The sequence below is a fragment of the Nonomuraea sp. NPDC049655 genome (assembly GCF_044465465.1).
GTDB lineage: Bacteria > Actinomycetota > Actinomycetes > Streptosporangiales > Streptosporangiaceae > Nonomuraea.
In genome coordinates, this window is sequence record NZ_JBITLS010000003.1 from 422,944 (window position 1) to 439,447 (window position 16,504).

Here is a 16,504-nt window from a genome sequence, read left to right on the forward strand (position 1 = left end):
CGGCGTCAGCCCGGCGGACGGGGACCGGCCTGGGGTGTCAGGCCGGCCGGGCCGGTCAGGGCCTTTGCCAGGGTGGCGGCCGGGCCGGGCGGCAGCGCGCCGTGCACCAGCTCCACGCGGTGCACCAGGCGCGGCGACACCAGCGGCACCCCCCGCCCGGCCGAGGCAGGCAGCAGGGTCAGCCCGTGCCCGGCGGCCACCAGGTTGAGCACGGTGTGCACGTCGTCGCCCTGGTAGACCAGCGCGGCGGCGAACCCGTCACCGGCCAGGTCACGCAGGCGCGGCAACGGGCACAGCGGCGTCTGCAGCCAGCGGGCGTCGACGAGGTCGGCCAGCCGCAACGCCCGGCGTCCCGCCAGCGGATGCCCCGGCGGCAACGCCACCACCAGGTCCTCCTCGCTGACGCCCACCGTGGTCATCGGGCCCGACTCCGGCAGGCGCAGCGGGTCGCTGGGCGCGGCGATGCCGTCGGCCAGCCCCAGCTCGGCCTCACCCTCGGCCAGCAGCTCGGCCAGCCGCTCCCGGTCACAGGTGCGCACCTCCACCCGCAGCCGCGGCTGGGCGGCGCGCGCCTCGGCCAGCCGTCCGGCCAGCACCGCGTTGACCGCCAGCGGGGTCGCGGCCAGCCGCAGCCGGTGGGCCGGTTGGGCCGCCGCGCGCAGCACGTCGGCGCGCGCCGCCCGCAGGCGCAGCAGCAGCGGCCCCGCGTGCTCCAGCAGCCGCTCACCGGCCGGGGTCGGCTCCACCGGGCGGCGGCCGAGCAGCGGCAGCCCCAGATCGGCCTCCAACGCCGCCACCTGCTGGGAGATCGCCGACTGGGTGTAGCCGAGCTCGTGGGCGGCGGCCGAGAAGGAGCGCAGGCGGGCCACCGTCACGAATGTGCGCAACAGATTCGGGTCCATCAGCAATGCTTATAGCAGGTGCAGACATCATCGTTGGCGCTTAAGGATGGGGGGAGGTCACGATGGGAGGCATGAGAATCGCCCTGGTCGCAGACCGTTCACCCGGCGTCCGGTCCCACGCCCGCGTCCCCCGCCTGATCGAGGCGCTGCGCGAACGCGACGGCATCGCCCTGGACCCCTACTGGATCCCCACCACCGAGGCCGACGACCTCGACGGCTTCGACGGCATCTGGATCATGCCCGGCAGCCCGTACGCCAGCGAGGCCGGCGCCGTCAACGCGGCCCGCACCGCCCGCGAGCGGCGCATCCCGTTCCTGGGCACCTGCGGCGGCTTCCAGCACATGCTGCTGGAGTACGGCCGCAACGTGTGCGGGCTGGACGTCGAGCACGCCGAGAACACCCCCGGCGCCGGGGCGTTCCTGCTGGAGCCGCTGTCGTGCTCGCTGGCCGGGCACGAGGGGCTGGTGCGCCTGACCCCCGGCTCGCGGATCGAGCAGATCATGGGCACCACGTCCATCGTCGAGGCCTACAGCTGTTCCTACGGCCTCAACGACGCCTACCGCGGGACGCTGGCCGCACACGGGCTCGTCTTCTCCGGCCACGCCGAGGACGGCATGGTGCGGGTGGCCGAACTGCCCGGCCACCCGTTCTTCGTCGGCACGCTGTTCCAGCCGGAGCTGGCCGGCGACGGGCGGCGTCCGCACCCGCTGATCGCCGCGTTCGCCGCCGCCGTGCAGCGCCACGCCCAGCCCGCCGCCGCGGCCCGCTGAACGTCAGTCCGTACGGGCGCTGCGGGTCAGCGCGTACCGGCCGGCGGTGTGAGTCGGCCCGTACGGCGGGCCAGCAGCGCCAGGAGAGCGGCCGTCACCAGGCCGAGCACGGTGAGCGAGACCCGGTCGGCGGCTGTTTGGCCGTTGGCGAGCACGCCGAAGGCGGTGTGCCCGATCAGCGCGCCGCCCGCCAGCGCCAGGCTGTGCCGGTCGCCCCAGCCGCCGTGCGCCGCCCACCGCCGTACCAGCAGCGCGGCCACCACGGCCAGCAGCGCCGCGGCCGCCATCGGCGCCGCCACCCAGCCGCCCTGGGTGAAGGCCGGATGCCGGGCCCCGCCGAAGGGGAACAGCAGCGCCAGATACCCGAACGCGACGACCCCGGCCCCCACCGCCACCAGCGCAGGAGCGGGCGCGCCCGCCGACCCCCCGGCCGGCGGCGCCGACCCGGCCGGCGGCGGGGGGACGACCCGCAACGCCAGGACGGCCAGCGCCGCCACCGCCAGCAGCAGCCCCGCCTGCACCGGCCACGGCGCCAGGTAGCCGGGGTCCATGAAGGCCGCCGTCCAGCGCAGCAGCAGCACGCCCAGCACGAACACCACGCCCGTCACCACCAGCCCGGCCCGTCCCAGGTAGGGGTGGTGGCGCAGCGCCGGGAACAGCAGGTCGGCCAGCAGGATCGGCAGCGCCACGCTGAACACCGCGTGGTAGGGGATGTTCAGCTCGGTGTAGGCGCTGTTGAGGCCCAGGACGCGCGGCGCCCACCCCGCCGCGCCGTACAGGGTGGGGCTGGTCAGCGCCTGCAGCGCCAGCCCCTCCTCCACGATCCCGTACGCCGCCCCCAGCAGCAGCACCGACCCCCACCCGCGACCGGCACGGCGTACCAGCTCGCGGATCAGGACGGTGCCCGCGCCGTAGATCGGCGTCCACACCAGCAGCAGCCACGCCTGGCGCAGCGGCGGATTGCCCAGCGTGAGCTCGGCGACGACCGGGGTGAGCCCGGCCAGGACGAGCGCGGCCCACCGGCCGCGTGCCTGAAGGGAGACCATGCCCCCACGTTCCCGTCCCGTACGGGGGCGGCGCTGCTGCCTTGCGGCCGGTCCGTGGCCACCGCGGTCGCGCACCGGGCACGACTTTGGTTGCCACGGCCGGTGACCACGGTTGCCGCCCGGCACGGCGGGTGCGGGCTACGATCGGCCATGGTGTTCGGGGCGAACAGCCCGCAGACGGGCGACGAGAATCAGGGCGGGCGGTCGCGGCGGGAGCGGGTCGCGGTTGCCGGAGGGGTCGTGCTCGCCCTGGCCGGCGCCGTCTCGGTGGTGTGGGGAGAGCTCGCGCCCGGCACGCCCCGCTGGCACCTGTGGGCCGACGTGATCGGCGGCGCGGCGGCGTGCGCGGCGCTGTGGTGGTGCCGCCGCCGTCCGGTGGCCGCCGGGCTGGCCGCCGTCGCGCTGGCGATCCCGGCCGCCGCCGCCTCGGTCGCCGCCGGGATCGCCACGCTGGTCGTCGCGCTCCGCCGGCGTCCGCCCGCGGCCGTGGCCGTCGGGGCGGCGTGGGTGGCCGCCTCGCTGGCCAGGTTCGCCCTGCGGCCGCCGGGGCTGGCGCCGTACCCGGTGTGGGCGCTGGTCGCGGTGCTGTTCGGCGGGGCGGTCACCGGCTGGGGCATCCTGGCCAGGACCCGCCGGCAACTGCTGGCCTCGCTGGCCGAACGCGCCCGCCGCGCCGAGGCCGACCAGCGGCAACGCGCTGAGGAGGCGCGCCGCGCCGAACGCCTGGACATCGCCCGCGAGATGCACGACGTGCTGGCCCACCGGCTGTCGCTGCTGGCCGTGCACGCCGGCGCGTTGCGCTTCAACGCCGCCGCCACGCCCGCCGAGGTCGCCGAGGCGGCCGAGGTCATCCGCGCCAGCGCCCACCAGGCGCTGCAGGAGCTGCGCGGCGTCATCGGCGTGCTGCGCCGGCACCCCGGCGACCAGCCCGCCTTCGCCGAGCGGCCCTCCGCCGAGCAGCCGCCGGCCGGGCTGGAGCCGCTGGTGACGGAGTCACGGCGGGCCGGGATGCGCATCGACCTGCGCGAACACGGCATACGCTTCGCCGACCTGCCCGAGCCGACCCGGCGCACCGCCTACCGCGTCGTCCAGGAGGGTCTGACCAACGCCCGCAAGCACGCCCCGGGCCGGACCGTCACCGTCGAGGTGCGCGGCACGGCCGGCCGGGAGCTGACCGTCGAGGTGCGCAACCCGCCGCCGCCTGCCGGGCCGCGGGCGGAACTGGCCGACACCGGCGCCGGAGCGGGGCTGGCCGGCCTGGAGGAACGCGTCACCCTGGCAGGCGGCCGGCTGGACGGCGGACCGGCCGGCGACGGCGGGTTCCGGCTGGCCGCACGGCTACCATGGCCCCGTGGAGGAGTCGTGGAGTGAGCCCGGCCCGATCCGGGTGCTGATCGTCGACGACGACGCGCTCGTCCGCACCGGGCTGACCCTGATGCTCAAAGGCGCACCCGACCTGCGCGTGGTCGGGGCCGTGGCCGACGGCGGGCAGGTCCAGGCCGCGGTCGCCGAGCACTCCCCCGACGTGGTGCTGATGGACATCCGCATGGCCGGCCTCGACGGCATCGAGGCCACCCGGCGGCTGCGCGCCCGCACCGGCGCCCCGCAGGTCATCATCCTGACCACCTTCGACGCCGACGAGCACGTCTTCCGGGCGTTGCGCGCCGGAGCCGGCGGGTTCCTGCTCAAGGACACCCCGCCCGAGGGCATCGTCGAGGCCGTCAAACGGGTGGCGGCCGGGGAGCCCAGCCTGTCGCCCAGCGTCACCCGCCGCCTGATCGCCCACCTGATGCCCGAGGAGGACGACCGGCGGCGCGCCGAGGCCCGCCGCGTGCTGTCGGCCCTCAGCGAGCGGGAGCGCCAGGTGGCGCTCGCCGTCGGGCAGGGCAAGCCCAACGCGGTCATCGCCGGCGAGCTGCACATGAGCGTGGGCACCGTCAAGGGCTACATCTCGCGCGTGCTGACCAAGGCGGGCCTGGACAACCGGGTGCAACTGGCTTTGGTCGTCCACGACGCCACCTAACGGGCCGGCGCCTCCAGCAGGCGCGCCAGCCTGCGCAGCGAATGCCGGGCCAGGGCCGTCACGACCGGACGTCCCGCCGGCCACAACGCCCGGCCGGCCGCGCCCAGCGGCAGCAGCAGCTCCTCGGCCCAGATCACCCGGCTGCCGCCCCGCCACGGCCGCACCCGGATCGCGCCCCGCCCGCGCACCAGCCGCCCGGTGTGCTCCATCAGCACGTACGACGGCGGCTCGAAGGCCACGATCGTCATCGTGTCCAGGAACCCCACCGGCCGCATCCCGGTGTAGGCCTCCACCCGGCGCTCGCCCACCTGCCGCGCCGACGTCATGAACATCCATTCGCGGTGCCGCGGCCAGTCGGTGATCAGCGCGAACACCTCCTCCGGCCGCGCGGCCACCTCCACCGCCGCGCCCGCGTACACCGGTCTCATCCCTGGCCTCCTCGTGTGCCGGCTCCTTCTTCAGGACATGAGATACGTGCTCATGATCCTGCCGGACGAACCCGGCGCGGGCGCAGGGGCGGGCATGAGAAGGTCCCGCCGCCGGGCTGAGGACTGGGGAAGTCAGACCCGGCGGCGGGACCGGCATCGGGATCACGACCCCGGCGAGGAGCTCCCGCCGTGGCCGGCCATGCCGTACGCGGTGGGGTACGGCCTTGCGTGGCCGGCCGGGCGGTACGCGGTTGCGCTGCGGACAACGGCCGGCCCCGCGTCATGGGGGTGACCGTCGGGGTGACCGTGGTGACCGCAGCGGCTCGCGGCCCTGACCGGGGACGTGCCCGTGCCCGTCGCGGCCCGAGCCGCGACTCCGCCGCCGGCGAGCGTGACCGTCGGCACCTCGACGACGGCCCCCGGCCCGCTGACGGCTGTGCCTGTCATGCGCTCCTCCTCCCTGCCCGAGCGGGCGACTCTGCACCGTGACTACCCCATGTCACTCTCCGTGAAGCTCGATGGCCGGGTAAAATCCCCGGTCAGCAGCCCGAAGGCAGGGCTGCGATCACGTTGGGTGAGGGAAACGGCGGCGCGGGAGGCGTGTCCGCCGGAACTGTCGGTGCCTGGTGGCACACTCGGCGGGCATGAGCGATGACGTGCGGCTGCGGCCCGTCCTGCAGGCCGATCTGGAGGTGTTCCTGGAGCAGGAGCACGACGAGGAGGCCGTCCGGCGGTCCAGGTTCGCCCCTCGCGAGCGGGCGGCCTTCATGACCCACTGGACCACCCGGGTGCTCGGCGATCCCACCGTCCTGGTGCGCACGGTCACGGTCGAGGCTGAGGTGGCCGGGAACGTGGTGTCCTGGTGGGAGGGCCAGCGGCGGTTCGTCGGCTACTGGCTGGGCCGCCCCTTCTGGGGGCGCGGCGTCGGCACCGCGGCTTTGGGGCTGTTCCTGGCGGAGGAGAAGACCAGGCCCCTGTACGCCGACCCGTTCGCGGGCAACACCGGCTCGGTGCGGCTGCTGGAACGCCACGGGTTCCGGCGGGCCGGCACGGTCCGGCACGGCGAGGACGAGCATCTGCTGCTGGTGCTGGGCGACGACCTGTCCGCCTGACCGGTCAGGCGGGTGGTGGCTGGTGTCAGCTGCGGCCGCCCGTGAAGGGGGGTTCGCCGTCCTTCAGTGCGCGGAAGCGCAGCGCCGACCACGTCTCGTCCACCGCGACCTGGCCGTTGGGGCGCAGCCCGTACTCGCCGACGATGGGCCAGAGCGTGTCGCGGTTGATGTCGGACTTGTTGCCCTTGGGGTAGGCCACCCAGACCACGGGCGGCGCGGTGATCTCGTCGCGGTGCTCGTCCAGGATCCGGCGGGCCGCGGCGGCGTCGGGGGCGAAGATCAGCGCGACGTCCGCCTCCTTGACGGTTCCGGCCTCGCCGGCGCCCTCGGGCAGCGGCCCCAGGAGCGGCCGATGGGCGGGGTCGGAGACCCACACGGTGGTCGCCGGCTTGATGAGCAGCTTGTCGGCGACGGTCTTGGCGGCCATGTCATGCCCTCGTGTAGATCAGGTTCAGCACGCCGGTGCTGAAGGTGGTGGAGGCGGTCAGGGTGAGCGGGATCTGCTCGCGCGCGTCGTCGAACAGGCGCTTGCCCGAGCCGACGACGATCGGGTGGAGCAGCAGGTTGAGCTCGTCGAGCAGGCCCTCGCGCAGCAGCGAGACGACCAGGGTGCCGCTGCCGACGACCGAGATGTTCCCGCCGGGGCCCTCGCGCAACGCCGCCAGGTCGGCCAGGCTCACGACCTCGGTGTTCTGCCAGGACGGCGAGGTCAGCGTGGTGGAGACGACGTACTTGGTCGAGGAGTTCATCGCCTCGGCCATCGGCTCCTTCTCGGGGTCCTGGTGCGGCCAGTATCCGGCGAACTCCTCGTAGGTGTGCCGGCCCAGCAGCATGGCGTCGGCGGCCTGCATCTGCGCGCCGACCGACTGGCCCATCTCGTCGTTGAAGTACGGGAAGTGCCAGGTGTCGGGGGCCTCGACGACGCCGTCGAGGGAGATGAACAGGCCCGCGGTGATCTTTCGCATGATTGTCGCTCCTTGAGTTCCTGAGGTGCCTCAACCTTCCCACCGACAAATGAAGTTGTCAAGACGACTTCCGTTGTCCGAAGTGCGCGTTCGGGCCTGCTGGGCACGTGATGGCCGGGCCGCAAGGCGAGGGCTGCGTGACGAAGGAACGGAGCGGTAGAGCCGGCACGGCTCCGGCGCGGGCCGCCCCCTTCGGAAGGGAGCGGATCTGCGCACCCCCCGGCCGGGCGGCGGCTCTCGGGCCGAGGGCGCCGGGGGTGGTGCTCCGGGCATGTGCCGCCATCGCGACGGGCGGGGATCCGGGCCACAGGTCACGGAGGATGCCTCCTGGCCCGGTGTGGCGAGCATGCCCCAGGGGCGGGCCTGAGGGCGGCCCCTCATGCCGTAAGCCGCCTCCACCACGGATGGGGTTCCCGCGGGGGGCTGCGGGAACGGCTCGCCGGTGGACGGGTCTCCGGTCGCCGGTGGACGGGTCTCCGGTCGCCGGTGGACGGGTCTCCGGTCGCCGGTTGCCGCGGAACGCTCTGGATCAGTCGTGCGGAACGGCTTCGGTGTCGGTCGCGGGGAACGTTCCGGCCTTAGGAGGAAGGGCTTCCAGGGGCGGGGGGCGGAGGGCGTTCAGGGGTGGTGGCGGACAGGAGGGTCAGGGCGGCCTGGAGGGCGTGGTCGGCGGCGGCTGGGCTGTCATGATGGGCCGCGACGACGGTCGCGCCCTCGACCAGCATCAGCAGCTGCCGCCCCACCAGCCCTGGATCGCCGGCCCCGGCACGTTCGGCGATGCCGGTCAGCAGCTCAAGGTAGCGGTCCAGGTGGCGGGCGGTGATGGCCCGTACGGGGTCGGCGTGGTGCTGGGCGGCGGCGTTCAGCAGGGCGCAGCCGCGGAAGCCCGGGTCGCCGTACCACTGCCGCAGGGCCTCGAACACCGCGGCCAGCTGGGCGCGCGGATCGTCGCCCGCGGCCTGGACGCGGCCGGCCAGCCAGCGGGCGACCCGGTCGCTGCGCTCCCGGAGCACGGCCTCGACCAGGCCCTCCTTGGTGCCGAAGTGCCGGTACAGGGTCTCCTTGGAGATGCCGATCCCGGCGCACAGCCCGGCGACGCCGATGCCGTCGAGCCCACGCTCGTACAGCAGGTCGGTGGCGGCGCTCAGGATGGCGGCGCGGGTGCGGGCGGGGTCGATCGTGGAGCCTTTGGCCACGGGCATGGCTTGGATAGTACCGGTCGGTTCGATCGGCTGCTAACGTCTCGGGTCGTACTGATCGGTTCGATCTCGGGGAGTTCACCCATGTTTGACCCGCTTGCCGCTGACCCGCCGCGCGACCCCGAATTCCCGGCCACCACGCCGCACGTGACGTTCGACAGCGGCGGCGAGCGCCTGCTCGGCGTGCTGCACCTGCCCGCCGGACGCGGCCCGCACCCCGTCGTCGTGCTGCTGCACGGATTCCCCGGCAACGAGCGCAACTTCGACCTCGCCCAGACGCTGCGCCGCGCCGGCTATGCCGCCCTGGTGTTCCACTACCGCGGATCATGGGGCGTGGGCGGCACCTGGTCCTGGGGGCACGTGCTGGAGGACGCCGCCGCCGTCGTCGCCGCGCTGCCCGGCCTGGCCGCCGCCCACCGGCTCGACCCGCGGCGCCTGGCGCTGGTCGGCCACAGCATGGGCGGGTTCGCGGCGCTGACGACGGCCGCGGCGGACCCGTCCGTGACCGCCGTCGCCTCCGTCGCTGCGTTCGACCTGGGCGTGGCCGCCGCGCTGTGCCGCGCCGACGCCGAGGTGCGGGCCGGGTACGTCAAGGCGTTCGACGGCGAGCTGGCCCCCCTGCGCGGCACCAGCGGGCAGGCGCTGGTCGACGAGATGGAGGCGAACGGCGACGCCTGGCGCCTGGCCCGGCTCGCGCCCCGGCTGGCCGGCCGCCCCGTGCTGCTCGCCGGCACCGCCCACGACGTCGTCACGCCGCACGAAGTGCACCACGAGCCTTTGGTCGCCGCCTACCGGGCACACCCCGTCGAACGCCTCGAAGACCACCTCTTCCCCACCGACCACGCCCTGTCGGACCACCGCGTCACCCTGGCCCGCACGATCCTCGGCTTCCTCGAACGCTCCCTGTGACGGCCGCGCCCTGCCTCGGGCGGCCGGGCCGTCAGGAGGGACGGGCCACGTACGCGTGCTTGGCGTCGCCGGAGAAGCCGCAGGCGCGGTAGAAGGCGTGGGTCGCAGGCCGGCGCGAGCTCGTCATCAGCATCGCCTTGTAACAGCCGGCCTCCCACGCGGCCTGGAGGGTGGCGGCCATGATCTGCTTGCCCAGCCCGGCGCCCCGCCGGGACGCCTCGACGACGACGTTCTCGATCACGGCGTACGGCGAGGCCGACCGCGTGAGGTTGGGGATCACGTTGAGGTAGGTCGTCGCGACGACGGCCCCGTCCAGTTCGAGCACGAACAGACGCAGCGCGGGGGACGCGAGGATCTGCCGGAAGACCGCCGTGTCCGACCCGTCCACGACCTCCGGGTCCTCCGGCTGCAACTGCCGGTAGAGGCGGACGATGTGCTCGAAGTCGTCAAGGCGGGCCTCGCGGAACATGCGGGGAGCATAACAACATGCCGTGCACGCGGCCGGCCCCAGGTCAGCGGGTCAGCGGGGCGGCGGGCGGGTCAGCGCGGCAGAGCGGCACGGATCAGCGCCGCGTCCTGGTCGAGCCGGGCGCGCGAGCGGCTGCGCCACTCGGCGCTGACCACCACGCCGTCGCCCGCGAAGCGCGGCACCACGTGCAGATGGAGGTGGAAGACGTCCTGACCGGCGGCCTCGCCGTCGGCCAGCGACAGCCGCACCCCCTCGCAACGCAGCCCCGAGGCCCGCAGCGCGGCCGCCACCCGCCGGGCCGCCCGCCAGATCGGCCCCCCGACCGCGTCGCCGGCCTCGGCCAGGCCGGCGACGTGCGCGCGCGGCATCACCAGGACGTGTCCGGGCGTGGCCGGGTGATGGTCGAGGATCGCCAGGACGTCCTCGTCGCCGTAGACCACGCTGGCCACGGTCCGTCCGGCGACGATCTCGCAGAAGACGCACGTTCCCATACCGGTCATGATCGGCGACGACGGGCGGCTGCCGCACCCGGATTTCCCCGCGGCCCGTCAGCGGCTCACAACGGTCTCGTGTCCGATCCGCGACAACTTGCCGGGATTGCGCACGGCGTACAGGCCGCTGATGAGGCCGCCGTCCAGGCGGATCGCCACGACGCTGTCGATCTCGCCGTCGAGGTCGACGAGCAGCGCCGGATGGCCGTTGACGTGGGCCGGGCGCAGACGGGCCGTGCCGGCGATCCTGGACAGTAGCCCGGCCACCGTGGCCGCGCCCTCGACCGGCGCGAGCGCCGCCGGCACCACGCCGCCGCCGTCGGTGAGCAGGACGACGTCAGGAGCCAGCAGGTCGAGCAGACGCTGCAGGTCGCCGGTCTCGATCGCGCTCTGGAAGGCCGCCAGCGCCTGACCCGCCTGCTCGGCCGACACGCTCGCCCGGGGACGCCGTGCGGCCACATGCCCCCGGGCGCGGTGGGCGATCTGCCGCACCGTCGCCGGGGTCTTGCCGACGGCCTCGCCGATCTCGTCGTACTCCAGGCCGAACACCTCGCGCAGCACGAACACCGCGCGCTCGGTGGGATGGAGGGTCTCCAGCACCAGCAGCATCGCCATCGAGACGCTCTCGGCCAGCTCGACGTCCTCGGCACGTCCGGCGAGGTCAGCAGCGGCTCGGGCAGCCACGGCCCGACGTAGGACTCCTTGCGCCGGCGCATCGTGCGCAGCCGCGTCAGCGCCTTCCTGGTGACCATGCGGACCAGGAAGGCGCGCCGGTCACGCACGGACCCCAGCTCGACCGACGCCCACCGCAGCCAGGTCTCCTGCAGGATGTCCTCGGCGTCGGCGGCCGAGCCCAGCATCTCGTAGGCGACGGTGAACAGCAGGTTGCGATGCTCGACGAACGTCCGGGTCGCACTGTCCGCCTGGTCGGCCGGTTCGACGCTGGTGTCCATCTCGTGCTCCCGCCTGTCGGTTCTCGACCTTGCCACACGCACCAGACGCCGGTCGCCGCCGCCGCGTGACATCCGGGGACAGTGGCGCCCGTCACATCGCGCGGACGGTCAGCGGGACTCCGCGGCGGCCTTCAGGTCGCGCAGCCATGCCTCCAGCCCCGCGCCGAGGAGCTCGGTGGCAGTGGCCACGTCGGCCTCGACCTGGCCGCCGGTCCAGGTCTCCTCGGTGTGCACGCGCACACCGCCCTTGACCTCGGTGAACGTCCACAGGTGCACGCCCCGGTCGATGCGCACGCCCGTGCCGACCGCCGGGCCGCTCCACAGCAGGCAGGCGTCTCGCTTGACGCGCCGGAGGGTGGAGGTGATGTGCATGGTGGTGGCCGGGGTGGTGGCGGTGGCCGGAGCGGGCGTGGTCCACCGCCACGACGAACCGGGACGCAGCGGGCCGTGGTCCAGGCGCTTGCTGGACAGGACGGGCTGCTGCCAGTCGGGCCACTGCTCCACCCGCGTCTGCAGTCCGAAGATCCTGCTCAGCGGAGCCTTGATGACGATGTCGGCCCGATAACGGATGCGGGCGGAGGCGTCGACCCCCTCCCCCCGGCACTGGGCCGCGCCGGCGGCGGCGTGGGCGGCGGCGTGGGCGGCCGGGACGTTGCCCACCAGGACGCCGGCCACGGCGAACGGGATCAGGATCGAGGCGACGCGGACGTTGCTGAACATGGTGTTCCTCTCGTTGAGGGATCGTAGAAAGGGGCGGCCAGGCCGGGGACGCCGTCAGCGCCGTCCGGCCCGCACGATGGCCGCGACGAGCGCGGCGCAGGCGGCGACGATCAGCACGGCGAAGGCGGGGTGCATGTCCTTCGACAGGCTCGGCGCACCGCCGGGCCGGGCCACCCACACGGCCAACGGCGCCGCGTAGGCGAGGGCCACCAGCACGGCCGCCCACCGGACCAGCCGGTCCCGGGCATGGCGCAGCGCGCCGACCAGCACGACCGCGACCGGAACGATCGCCAGCAGCGCGAACTGGCCGACGATCATGACGGGGACCGCCCAGGCGGCGACGCTCACCGCCACCGGCGTACGACGACCGGGACGGGTGGACGGCTGGTACGTGATCATGACGTTCCCTTCACCTGGACGGACACGAATGGCTAGACGCTCATGCGTTCGTTAGAAGTTATAACCGCACAGGAAAAGAAGTGTCAACAACGTTCGTGATAGCCTCTAACTAAATCTCTGGGGTGTAGCGACGGAAGGCGGCACGGCATGGCGGACACCGGCACGGCGACCCCGCGCGAGCGCTACCGCGCCCAGATCCGTGCCGAGATCAAGGAACACGCCTGGCAGCAGATCGCCACGACGGGGGCCTCCGCGCTGTCCCTCAACGCGATCGCCAAGCAGATGGGCATGAGCGGCCCCGCGCTCTACCGCTACTACGCCAACCGCGACGAGCTGATCACCGAACTCATCCGCGACGCCTACCGCAGCCTCGCCGACACCCTCCGCTCAACCGCCGAAAAGGCCGCCGAAGGGGGCGGGCTGGCCGGGCTGGCTCACGCCGTACGCGGCTGGGCCCTGCGCGACCCCCAGCGCTACCTGCTCATCTACGGCACCCCCGTGCCCGGCTACCACGCCCCCGACGACATCACCGCCATCTCCGCCGAGATCATGACCCTCCTGCTCGACGCCGCCTCGGCCGCCCCGCCCCGGCGCCCCGAAACCCCGCTCGACCACCACCTGGCCGCCCACCGCGACTGGGCCGGCGACCACCCCGCCCCGCCCGCCGTCCTGCACCGGGCGCTCAGCTTCTGGACCCGGATCCACGGCGTGCTGTCCCTGGAGCTGGCCGGCCACTTCGCCGGCATGGGCTTCGACCCAGCCCTGCTCTTCACCGCCGAGCTGGACGACCTGCTGTCCCCCTGACCCGCTGACCCGCTGATCCCGTGCGCACGAAAGGCCCGGCCCGCCGCGGAAGGCGAGGCCGGGCCCGTCGCAACAGGCAGAGCGCGTTACCGGACGTCCTGGGGCAGGTGGGTCTTGGCGTCGTCGTAGGAGCCCGCACCGGCCGCCCCGGCCGGCCGGTAGACCAGGTACAGCACGCCGGTGGTGAACGTCTGCGAGCTGACCAGCTCCAGCGGGATCGAGCTGTCGCCCTCGTCGAACAGCCGCTCGCCCTTGCGCACCGCGATCGGGTGCACCAGCAGGTGCAGCTCGTCCAGCAGCCCGGCGGCCAGGAGCTGCCGCACCACCGAGACCGAGCCGCTCATCGCGATCGGGCCGCCCGGCTCGGCCTTCAGCGCCGTCACGCCCTTGACCAGGTCGCCCTGCAGCAGCTCGGAGTTGCGCCAGGTGAACTCCAGCGGCTGGCGGGAGACCACGATCTTGCGCGCGTCGCCGATCGTCCTGGCGAAGTCGGCGTCCTCGCCGCCGGCCGCCTCGCGCTCGGGCCACGCCCCGGCGAAGCTGTCGTACGTCTCGCGCCCCAGCAGCAGCGTGTCGGCCATCTGCGCCGTCACCGCCGCGCCCATCTCGTCGTTGAAGTACGGGAAGTGCCAGTCCGCCGGGTCCTGGACGACGCCGTCGAGCGAGATGAACAGGTTCGCGCTGATCTTCCTCATGATGGTTTCTCCGTACGTCTCGGGATGTGCCTGAAGTCTCGCCGGACCGGCTTACGGATCTCTTAAGGTCTTCCTTCCCGGCTGAGCCCGGCGACCAGGAGCCCGACCAGGCGGCGGGCGTCGTAGCGGGGATCGGCCTCGGCCCCGATGCACAGGTTGCCCACGCCGCGCATGAGCTCGAAGGCGTCCAGATCGCCGCGGATCTCGCCGGCGGCCGCCGCGGCCTCCAGCAGCTGGGCGCACACCGGCACCAGGCGGTCCAGGAAGTAGGCGTGCAGCGCCTGGAAGCCGGTGTTGTCCGGTTGCAGCACCGCGGCCAGCCCGTGCTTGGTGACCAGGAAGTCGACGAACAGCCCGATCCACTCCCGCAACGCCGCGTACGGGCTCGGGCCGGCGGCCAGCAGGGCCGGACCGGCCTGCGCGCAGGACTCCACCTGGTGGCGGTAGACGGCGATGACGAGGTCGGCCCGCGTGGGGAAGTGGCGGTAGATCGTGGCGGTGCCGACGCCGGCCTCGGCCGCGATGTCGCGGATCGGCGCCTCCACGCCCGAGGCGACGAACACCGCGGCGGCCGCGCGCAGCAGGTTCTCCTCGTTGCGTCGCGCATCGGCCCGTTTCGGACGCGACTCCTCCACGCCGTTCCTCCCAGGGTCGGATTGCTAAACGGGACACGGTCCCGTATCGTCAAAAACGGGACACCGTCCCGCTTGCACCATCATGCCAGAGCGAAGGCCCGACGGCCAAGCCCTGCCCTCTCCCGCGCCCACCTGCGGCAACTCCACCCGGAAGGCACCACCATGCCCGCATCGCCCACCGCCCCCGTCGTGTCGGTCCGGCCGGTCGTCCTGCCCGCCCCCGGACGGGGCCAGGACCTCCAGGTCCGCGTCTCGGCCCCCGCCACCGGCGACCACCTGCCCGTCGTCGTCCTGTCCCACGGCCACGGCTGGTCCATGGACGGCTACGCCCCCCTCGCCGACTTCTGGGCCGCCCACGGCTTCGCCGTCCTGCAACCCACCCATCTCGACTCGCGCACGCTCGCCCTCCCCGCCGACGACCCCCGCACCCCCCACATCTGGCGCATCAGGGTCGAAGACCTCAAGCGCGTCATCGACGGCCTCGACGTCCTGGAGAAAGCCCTGCCCGGCCTGGCCGGACGCCTGGACCGCGGCCGCATCGCCGTCGCCGGCCACTCCTGGGGAGCCCACAGCGCCAGCATGCTCCTCGGCGCCCGCATCCTGGACGCCGCCGGCCACCCAGGGCAGGACCTGTCCGACCCGCGCGTCACGGCCGGCGTGCTGCTCGCCCTGCCCGGCACCGGCGGCCGGGACCTGTCACCGTTCGCCGCCGAGCACTTCCCCTTCATGAACCCCGCCTTCGAGTTCATGAAGGCCCCGGCCCTGCTGGTCGCCGGCGACAAGGACGACTCACCCCTGTCGACGCGAGGACCGGACTGGTTCACCGACGGCTACCGCCACAGCCCCGGCGACAAGAGCCTGCTGACGCTGTTCGGCGCCGAGCACACCCTCGGCGGCGTCGCCGGACACCACGTCGCCGAGACCACCGACGAGAGCCCCGAACGCCTGGCCCTGCTGCAGCGGCTCACCACCGCCTACCTGCGCACCGCCCTGAACCCCGGCGACCCCGCCTGGCCCGCCGCCCGCGCCGCCCTGGAAGCGGCCCCCCACCCCCTGGGCCGGATCGACGGCAAGCGGGCCGATCAGCCGGCCGGACGGCGGTAGCCGTAGGTCTCGTGCCGGCGGACGAAACCCAGCGAACGGTACAGCTCGCGGGCGGCCACGTTGTCGGCGTCGTGGTTCACCGTCACCGCCGTCATGCCCGCCGCCCGCATGCGGCGCATCGCGTGCAGCATCGCCGCCCGCGCCAGACCCCGGCGCTGGAACGCCGGATGGGTGCCGACCGGCTCGAAGTGACCGGTCGCGTTGCGACCGTCGAGCCAGCCGATCGCGAAGGCCGCGATCCGGCCGTCCGGCGCCTGGACCACGATCTCGTCGGCCGGGTCGTAGCCGGGCCGCTCCATCACCGCAGAACGGTAGAGCGGCCCGGTCCAGTCGTCGCCGAACGCCGCGTTACGCGCCTCGGCCAGGCCCGGCGCGTCCTGCGGCACGGCGTGCCGCACCTCGAACCCGGCCGGCGCGCCCGGCTCGGGCAGCGGGCCGCTCAGGTCGCGCTCGTTGACGTGGTCCCACACCCGGAACCGCGCGAATCCGGCCCGTCCCAGCAGGCCGATCCGGGCGGCGTCGCAGTCGAGGACGTCGGTCAGCACGTACCGCTCGCCCGGGTCCATCAGGCGCGCGGTGGCGCCGGCCGCCCACTCCAGCATGTCCAGCTCCGCCGGCCCGCCGCGCAGCCGGGGAGCGGCGAAGACGTCGAAGGCGCAGCCGAACCGCAGCAGGATCGCGATCCCGGCCAGACCGCCGGCGTCCTCCCACAGCCGGACCAGCTCGGCGGCCGGACGGCGGTCGCGCAGGTTGTCATAGACCCGGTGCGGCAGCTCACCGGCGTGGTCGTAGCCGCACCGCCCGGCCTCGGCGATCCACCCCGACAGGACCTCCCGCAGCCGCGGCAGGTCGTCGTGACGAAAGACGCGCGGACGCACCA

22 protein-coding genes and 1 pseudogene are annotated in these 16,504 nt (G+C 74.0%); 7 read left to right on the forward strand and 16 right to left on the reverse strand.

The window, feature by feature from the left end; translation table 11 throughout:
* Positions 1-5: 5 nt before the first annotated feature.
* The gene (locus ACIBQ6_RS11670; RefSeq protein ID WP_397211429.1) at positions 6-902 is read right to left on the reverse strand and encodes a LysR family transcriptional regulator; all 897 of its coding nucleotides are present in this window, start codon (positions 900-902) and stop codon (positions 6-8) included.
* Positions 903-973: 71 nt separating this feature from the next.
* On the opposite strand from ACIBQ6_RS11670, the gene ACIBQ6_RS11675 reads away from it, so the two are divergent.
* A complete protein-coding gene (locus ACIBQ6_RS11675) occupies positions 974-1,672 on the forward strand; it encodes a gamma-glutamyl-gamma-aminobutyrate hydrolase family protein (RefSeq protein WP_397211431.1) in 699 nt (232 codons plus the stop codon).
* Positions 1,673-1,698: 26 nt separating this feature from the next.
* On the opposite strand, the gene ACIBQ6_RS11680 is transcribed toward ACIBQ6_RS11675, so the two are convergent.
* Positions 1,699-2,718 (reverse strand): hypothetical protein, encoded by a 1,020-nt coding sequence (locus ACIBQ6_RS11680; protein ID WP_397211433.1) that lies wholly within the window; start codon positions 2,716-2,718, stop codon positions 1,699-1,701.
* 150 nt (positions 2,719-2,868) lie between these two features.
* Here ACIBQ6_RS11680 and ACIBQ6_RS11685 point away from each other — a divergent pair, with 150 nt between their 5' ends.
* Together ACIBQ6_RS11685 and ACIBQ6_RS11690 are read left to right on the forward strand one after the other, a co-directional pair.
* Entirely contained in the window at positions 2,869-4,089 is a 1,221-nt protein-coding gene (locus ACIBQ6_RS11685) for a sensor histidine kinase (protein ID WP_397211435.1), read from the forward strand.
* The gene (locus ACIBQ6_RS11690) at positions 4,070-4,741 is read left to right on the forward strand and encodes a response regulator (RefSeq protein WP_397211437.1); all 672 of its coding nucleotides are present in this window, start codon (positions 4,070-4,072) and stop codon (positions 4,739-4,741) included. Before ACIBQ6_RS11685 ends, ACIBQ6_RS11690 begins: the two co-directional genes overlap by 20 nt.
* Here the strand turns inward: ACIBQ6_RS11690 and ACIBQ6_RS11695 are convergent.
* Positions 4,738-5,169, reverse strand: a complete 432-nt coding sequence (locus ACIBQ6_RS11695; protein ID WP_397211439.1) for an SRPBCC family protein — start codon at positions 5,167-5,169, stop codon at positions 4,738-4,740. The genes ACIBQ6_RS11690 and ACIBQ6_RS11695 overlap by 4 nt on opposite strands.
* 162 nt (positions 5,170-5,331) lie before the next feature.
* Positions 5,332-5,616, reverse strand: a complete 285-nt coding sequence (locus tag ACIBQ6_RS11700; protein WP_358286753.1) for a hypothetical protein — start codon at positions 5,614-5,616, stop codon at positions 5,332-5,334.
* 197 nt (positions 5,617-5,813) lie between these two features.
* On the opposite strand from ACIBQ6_RS11700, the gene ACIBQ6_RS11705 reads away from it, so the two are divergent.
* A complete protein-coding gene (locus ACIBQ6_RS11705; protein WP_397211441.1) occupies positions 5,814-6,281 on the forward strand; it encodes a GNAT family N-acetyltransferase in 468 nt (155 codons plus the stop codon).
* 25 nt (positions 6,282-6,306) lie between these two features.
* On the opposite strand, the gene ACIBQ6_RS11710 is transcribed toward ACIBQ6_RS11705, so the two are convergent.
* From ACIBQ6_RS11710 to ACIBQ6_RS11720, 3 genes are all read right to left on the reverse strand, one after another.
* Entirely contained in the window at positions 6,307-6,708 is a 402-nt protein-coding gene (locus ACIBQ6_RS11710; RefSeq protein WP_397211443.1) for a hypothetical protein, read from the reverse strand.
* Position 6,709: 1 nt separating this feature from the next.
* Positions 6,710-7,246, reverse strand: a complete 537-nt coding sequence (locus ACIBQ6_RS11715) for a dihydrofolate reductase family protein (RefSeq protein WP_358286756.1) — start codon at positions 7,244-7,246, stop codon at positions 6,710-6,712.
* A 578-nt stretch (positions 7,247-7,824) separates the two neighbouring features.
* The gene (locus ACIBQ6_RS11720; protein WP_397211445.1) at positions 7,825-8,448 is read right to left on the reverse strand and encodes a TetR/AcrR family transcriptional regulator; all 624 of its coding nucleotides are present in this window, start codon (positions 8,446-8,448) and stop codon (positions 7,825-7,827) included.
* A gap of 81 nt (positions 8,449-8,529) precedes the next feature.
* Here ACIBQ6_RS11720 and ACIBQ6_RS11725 point away from each other — a divergent pair, with 81 nt between their 5' ends.
* Positions 8,530-9,354: an alpha/beta hydrolase family protein gene (locus tag ACIBQ6_RS11725; RefSeq protein WP_397211447.1), complete on the forward strand. Its 825-nt coding sequence runs from the start codon at positions 8,530-8,532 to the stop codon at positions 9,352-9,354.
* A 31-nt stretch (positions 9,355-9,385) separates the two neighbouring features.
* Here ACIBQ6_RS11725 and ACIBQ6_RS11730 read toward each other — a convergent pair whose 3' ends face one another.
* The 6 genes and pseudogenes from ACIBQ6_RS11730 to ACIBQ6_RS11755 all read right to left on the reverse strand — a co-directional run bounded on the left by ACIBQ6_RS11730 (position 9,386) and on the right by ACIBQ6_RS11755 (position 12,386).
* A complete protein-coding gene (locus ACIBQ6_RS11730) occupies positions 9,386-9,823 on the reverse strand; it encodes a GNAT family N-acetyltransferase (protein WP_397211449.1) in 438 nt (145 codons plus the stop codon).
* 71 nt (positions 9,824-9,894) lie between these two features.
* Entirely contained in the window at positions 9,895-10,314 is a 420-nt protein-coding gene (locus ACIBQ6_RS11735; protein WP_397211451.1) for an HIT family protein, read from the reverse strand.
* 57 nt (positions 10,315-10,371) lie between these two features.
* Positions 10,372-10,998, reverse strand: a complete 627-nt coding sequence (locus tag ACIBQ6_RS11740; protein ID WP_397211453.1) for a sigma factor-like helix-turn-helix DNA-binding protein — start codon at positions 10,996-10,998, stop codon at positions 10,372-10,374.
* A gap of 83 nt (positions 10,999-11,081) precedes the next feature.
* A pseudogene (locus ACIBQ6_RS11745) lies at positions 11,082-11,339 on the reverse strand (sigma factor); the annotation flags it as partial.
* Positions 11,340-11,375: 36 nt separating this feature from the next.
* A complete protein-coding gene (locus ACIBQ6_RS11750; RefSeq protein ID WP_397211455.1) occupies positions 11,376-11,987 on the reverse strand; it encodes an SRPBCC family protein in 612 nt (203 codons plus the stop codon).
* 54 nt (positions 11,988-12,041) lie between these two features.
* The gene (locus tag ACIBQ6_RS11755) at positions 12,042-12,386 is read right to left on the reverse strand and encodes a hypothetical protein (RefSeq protein WP_397211457.1); all 345 of its coding nucleotides are present in this window, start codon (positions 12,384-12,386) and stop codon (positions 12,042-12,044) included.
* Positions 12,387-12,533: 147 nt separating this feature from the next.
* Here ACIBQ6_RS11755 and ACIBQ6_RS11760 point away from each other — a divergent pair, with 147 nt between their 5' ends.
* The gene (locus tag ACIBQ6_RS11760) at positions 12,534-13,190 is read left to right on the forward strand and encodes a TetR/AcrR family transcriptional regulator (RefSeq protein ID WP_397211459.1); all 657 of its coding nucleotides are present in this window, start codon (positions 12,534-12,536) and stop codon (positions 13,188-13,190) included.
* Positions 13,191-13,276: 86 nt separating this feature from the next.
* On the opposite strand, the gene ACIBQ6_RS11765 is transcribed toward ACIBQ6_RS11760, so the two are convergent.
* Both ACIBQ6_RS11765 and ACIBQ6_RS11770 read right to left on the reverse strand, forming a co-directional pair.
* The gene (locus ACIBQ6_RS11765) at positions 13,277-13,885 is read right to left on the reverse strand and encodes a dihydrofolate reductase family protein (RefSeq protein ID WP_358286766.1); all 609 of its coding nucleotides are present in this window, start codon (positions 13,883-13,885) and stop codon (positions 13,277-13,279) included.
* A 62-nt stretch (positions 13,886-13,947) separates the two neighbouring features.
* Positions 13,948-14,520, reverse strand: a complete 573-nt coding sequence (locus ACIBQ6_RS11770) for a TetR/AcrR family transcriptional regulator (protein ID WP_397211461.1) — start codon at positions 14,518-14,520, stop codon at positions 13,948-13,950.
* A gap of 162 nt (positions 14,521-14,682) precedes the next feature.
* Here ACIBQ6_RS11770 and ACIBQ6_RS11775 point away from each other — a divergent pair, with 162 nt between their 5' ends.
* A complete protein-coding gene (locus ACIBQ6_RS11775; protein WP_397211463.1) occupies positions 14,683-15,624 on the forward strand; it encodes an alpha/beta hydrolase family protein in 942 nt (313 codons plus the stop codon).
* Here ACIBQ6_RS11775 and ACIBQ6_RS11780 read toward each other — a convergent pair.
* Positions 15,603-16,502, reverse strand: coding sequence for a GNAT family N-acetyltransferase (locus ACIBQ6_RS11780; protein WP_397211465.1), 900 nt, complete (start codon positions 16,500-16,502; stop codon positions 15,603-15,605). The two genes, ACIBQ6_RS11775 and ACIBQ6_RS11780, sit on opposite strands and share 22 nt — an antisense overlap.
* Between the last annotated feature and the right edge of the window lie 2 nt (positions 16,503-16,504).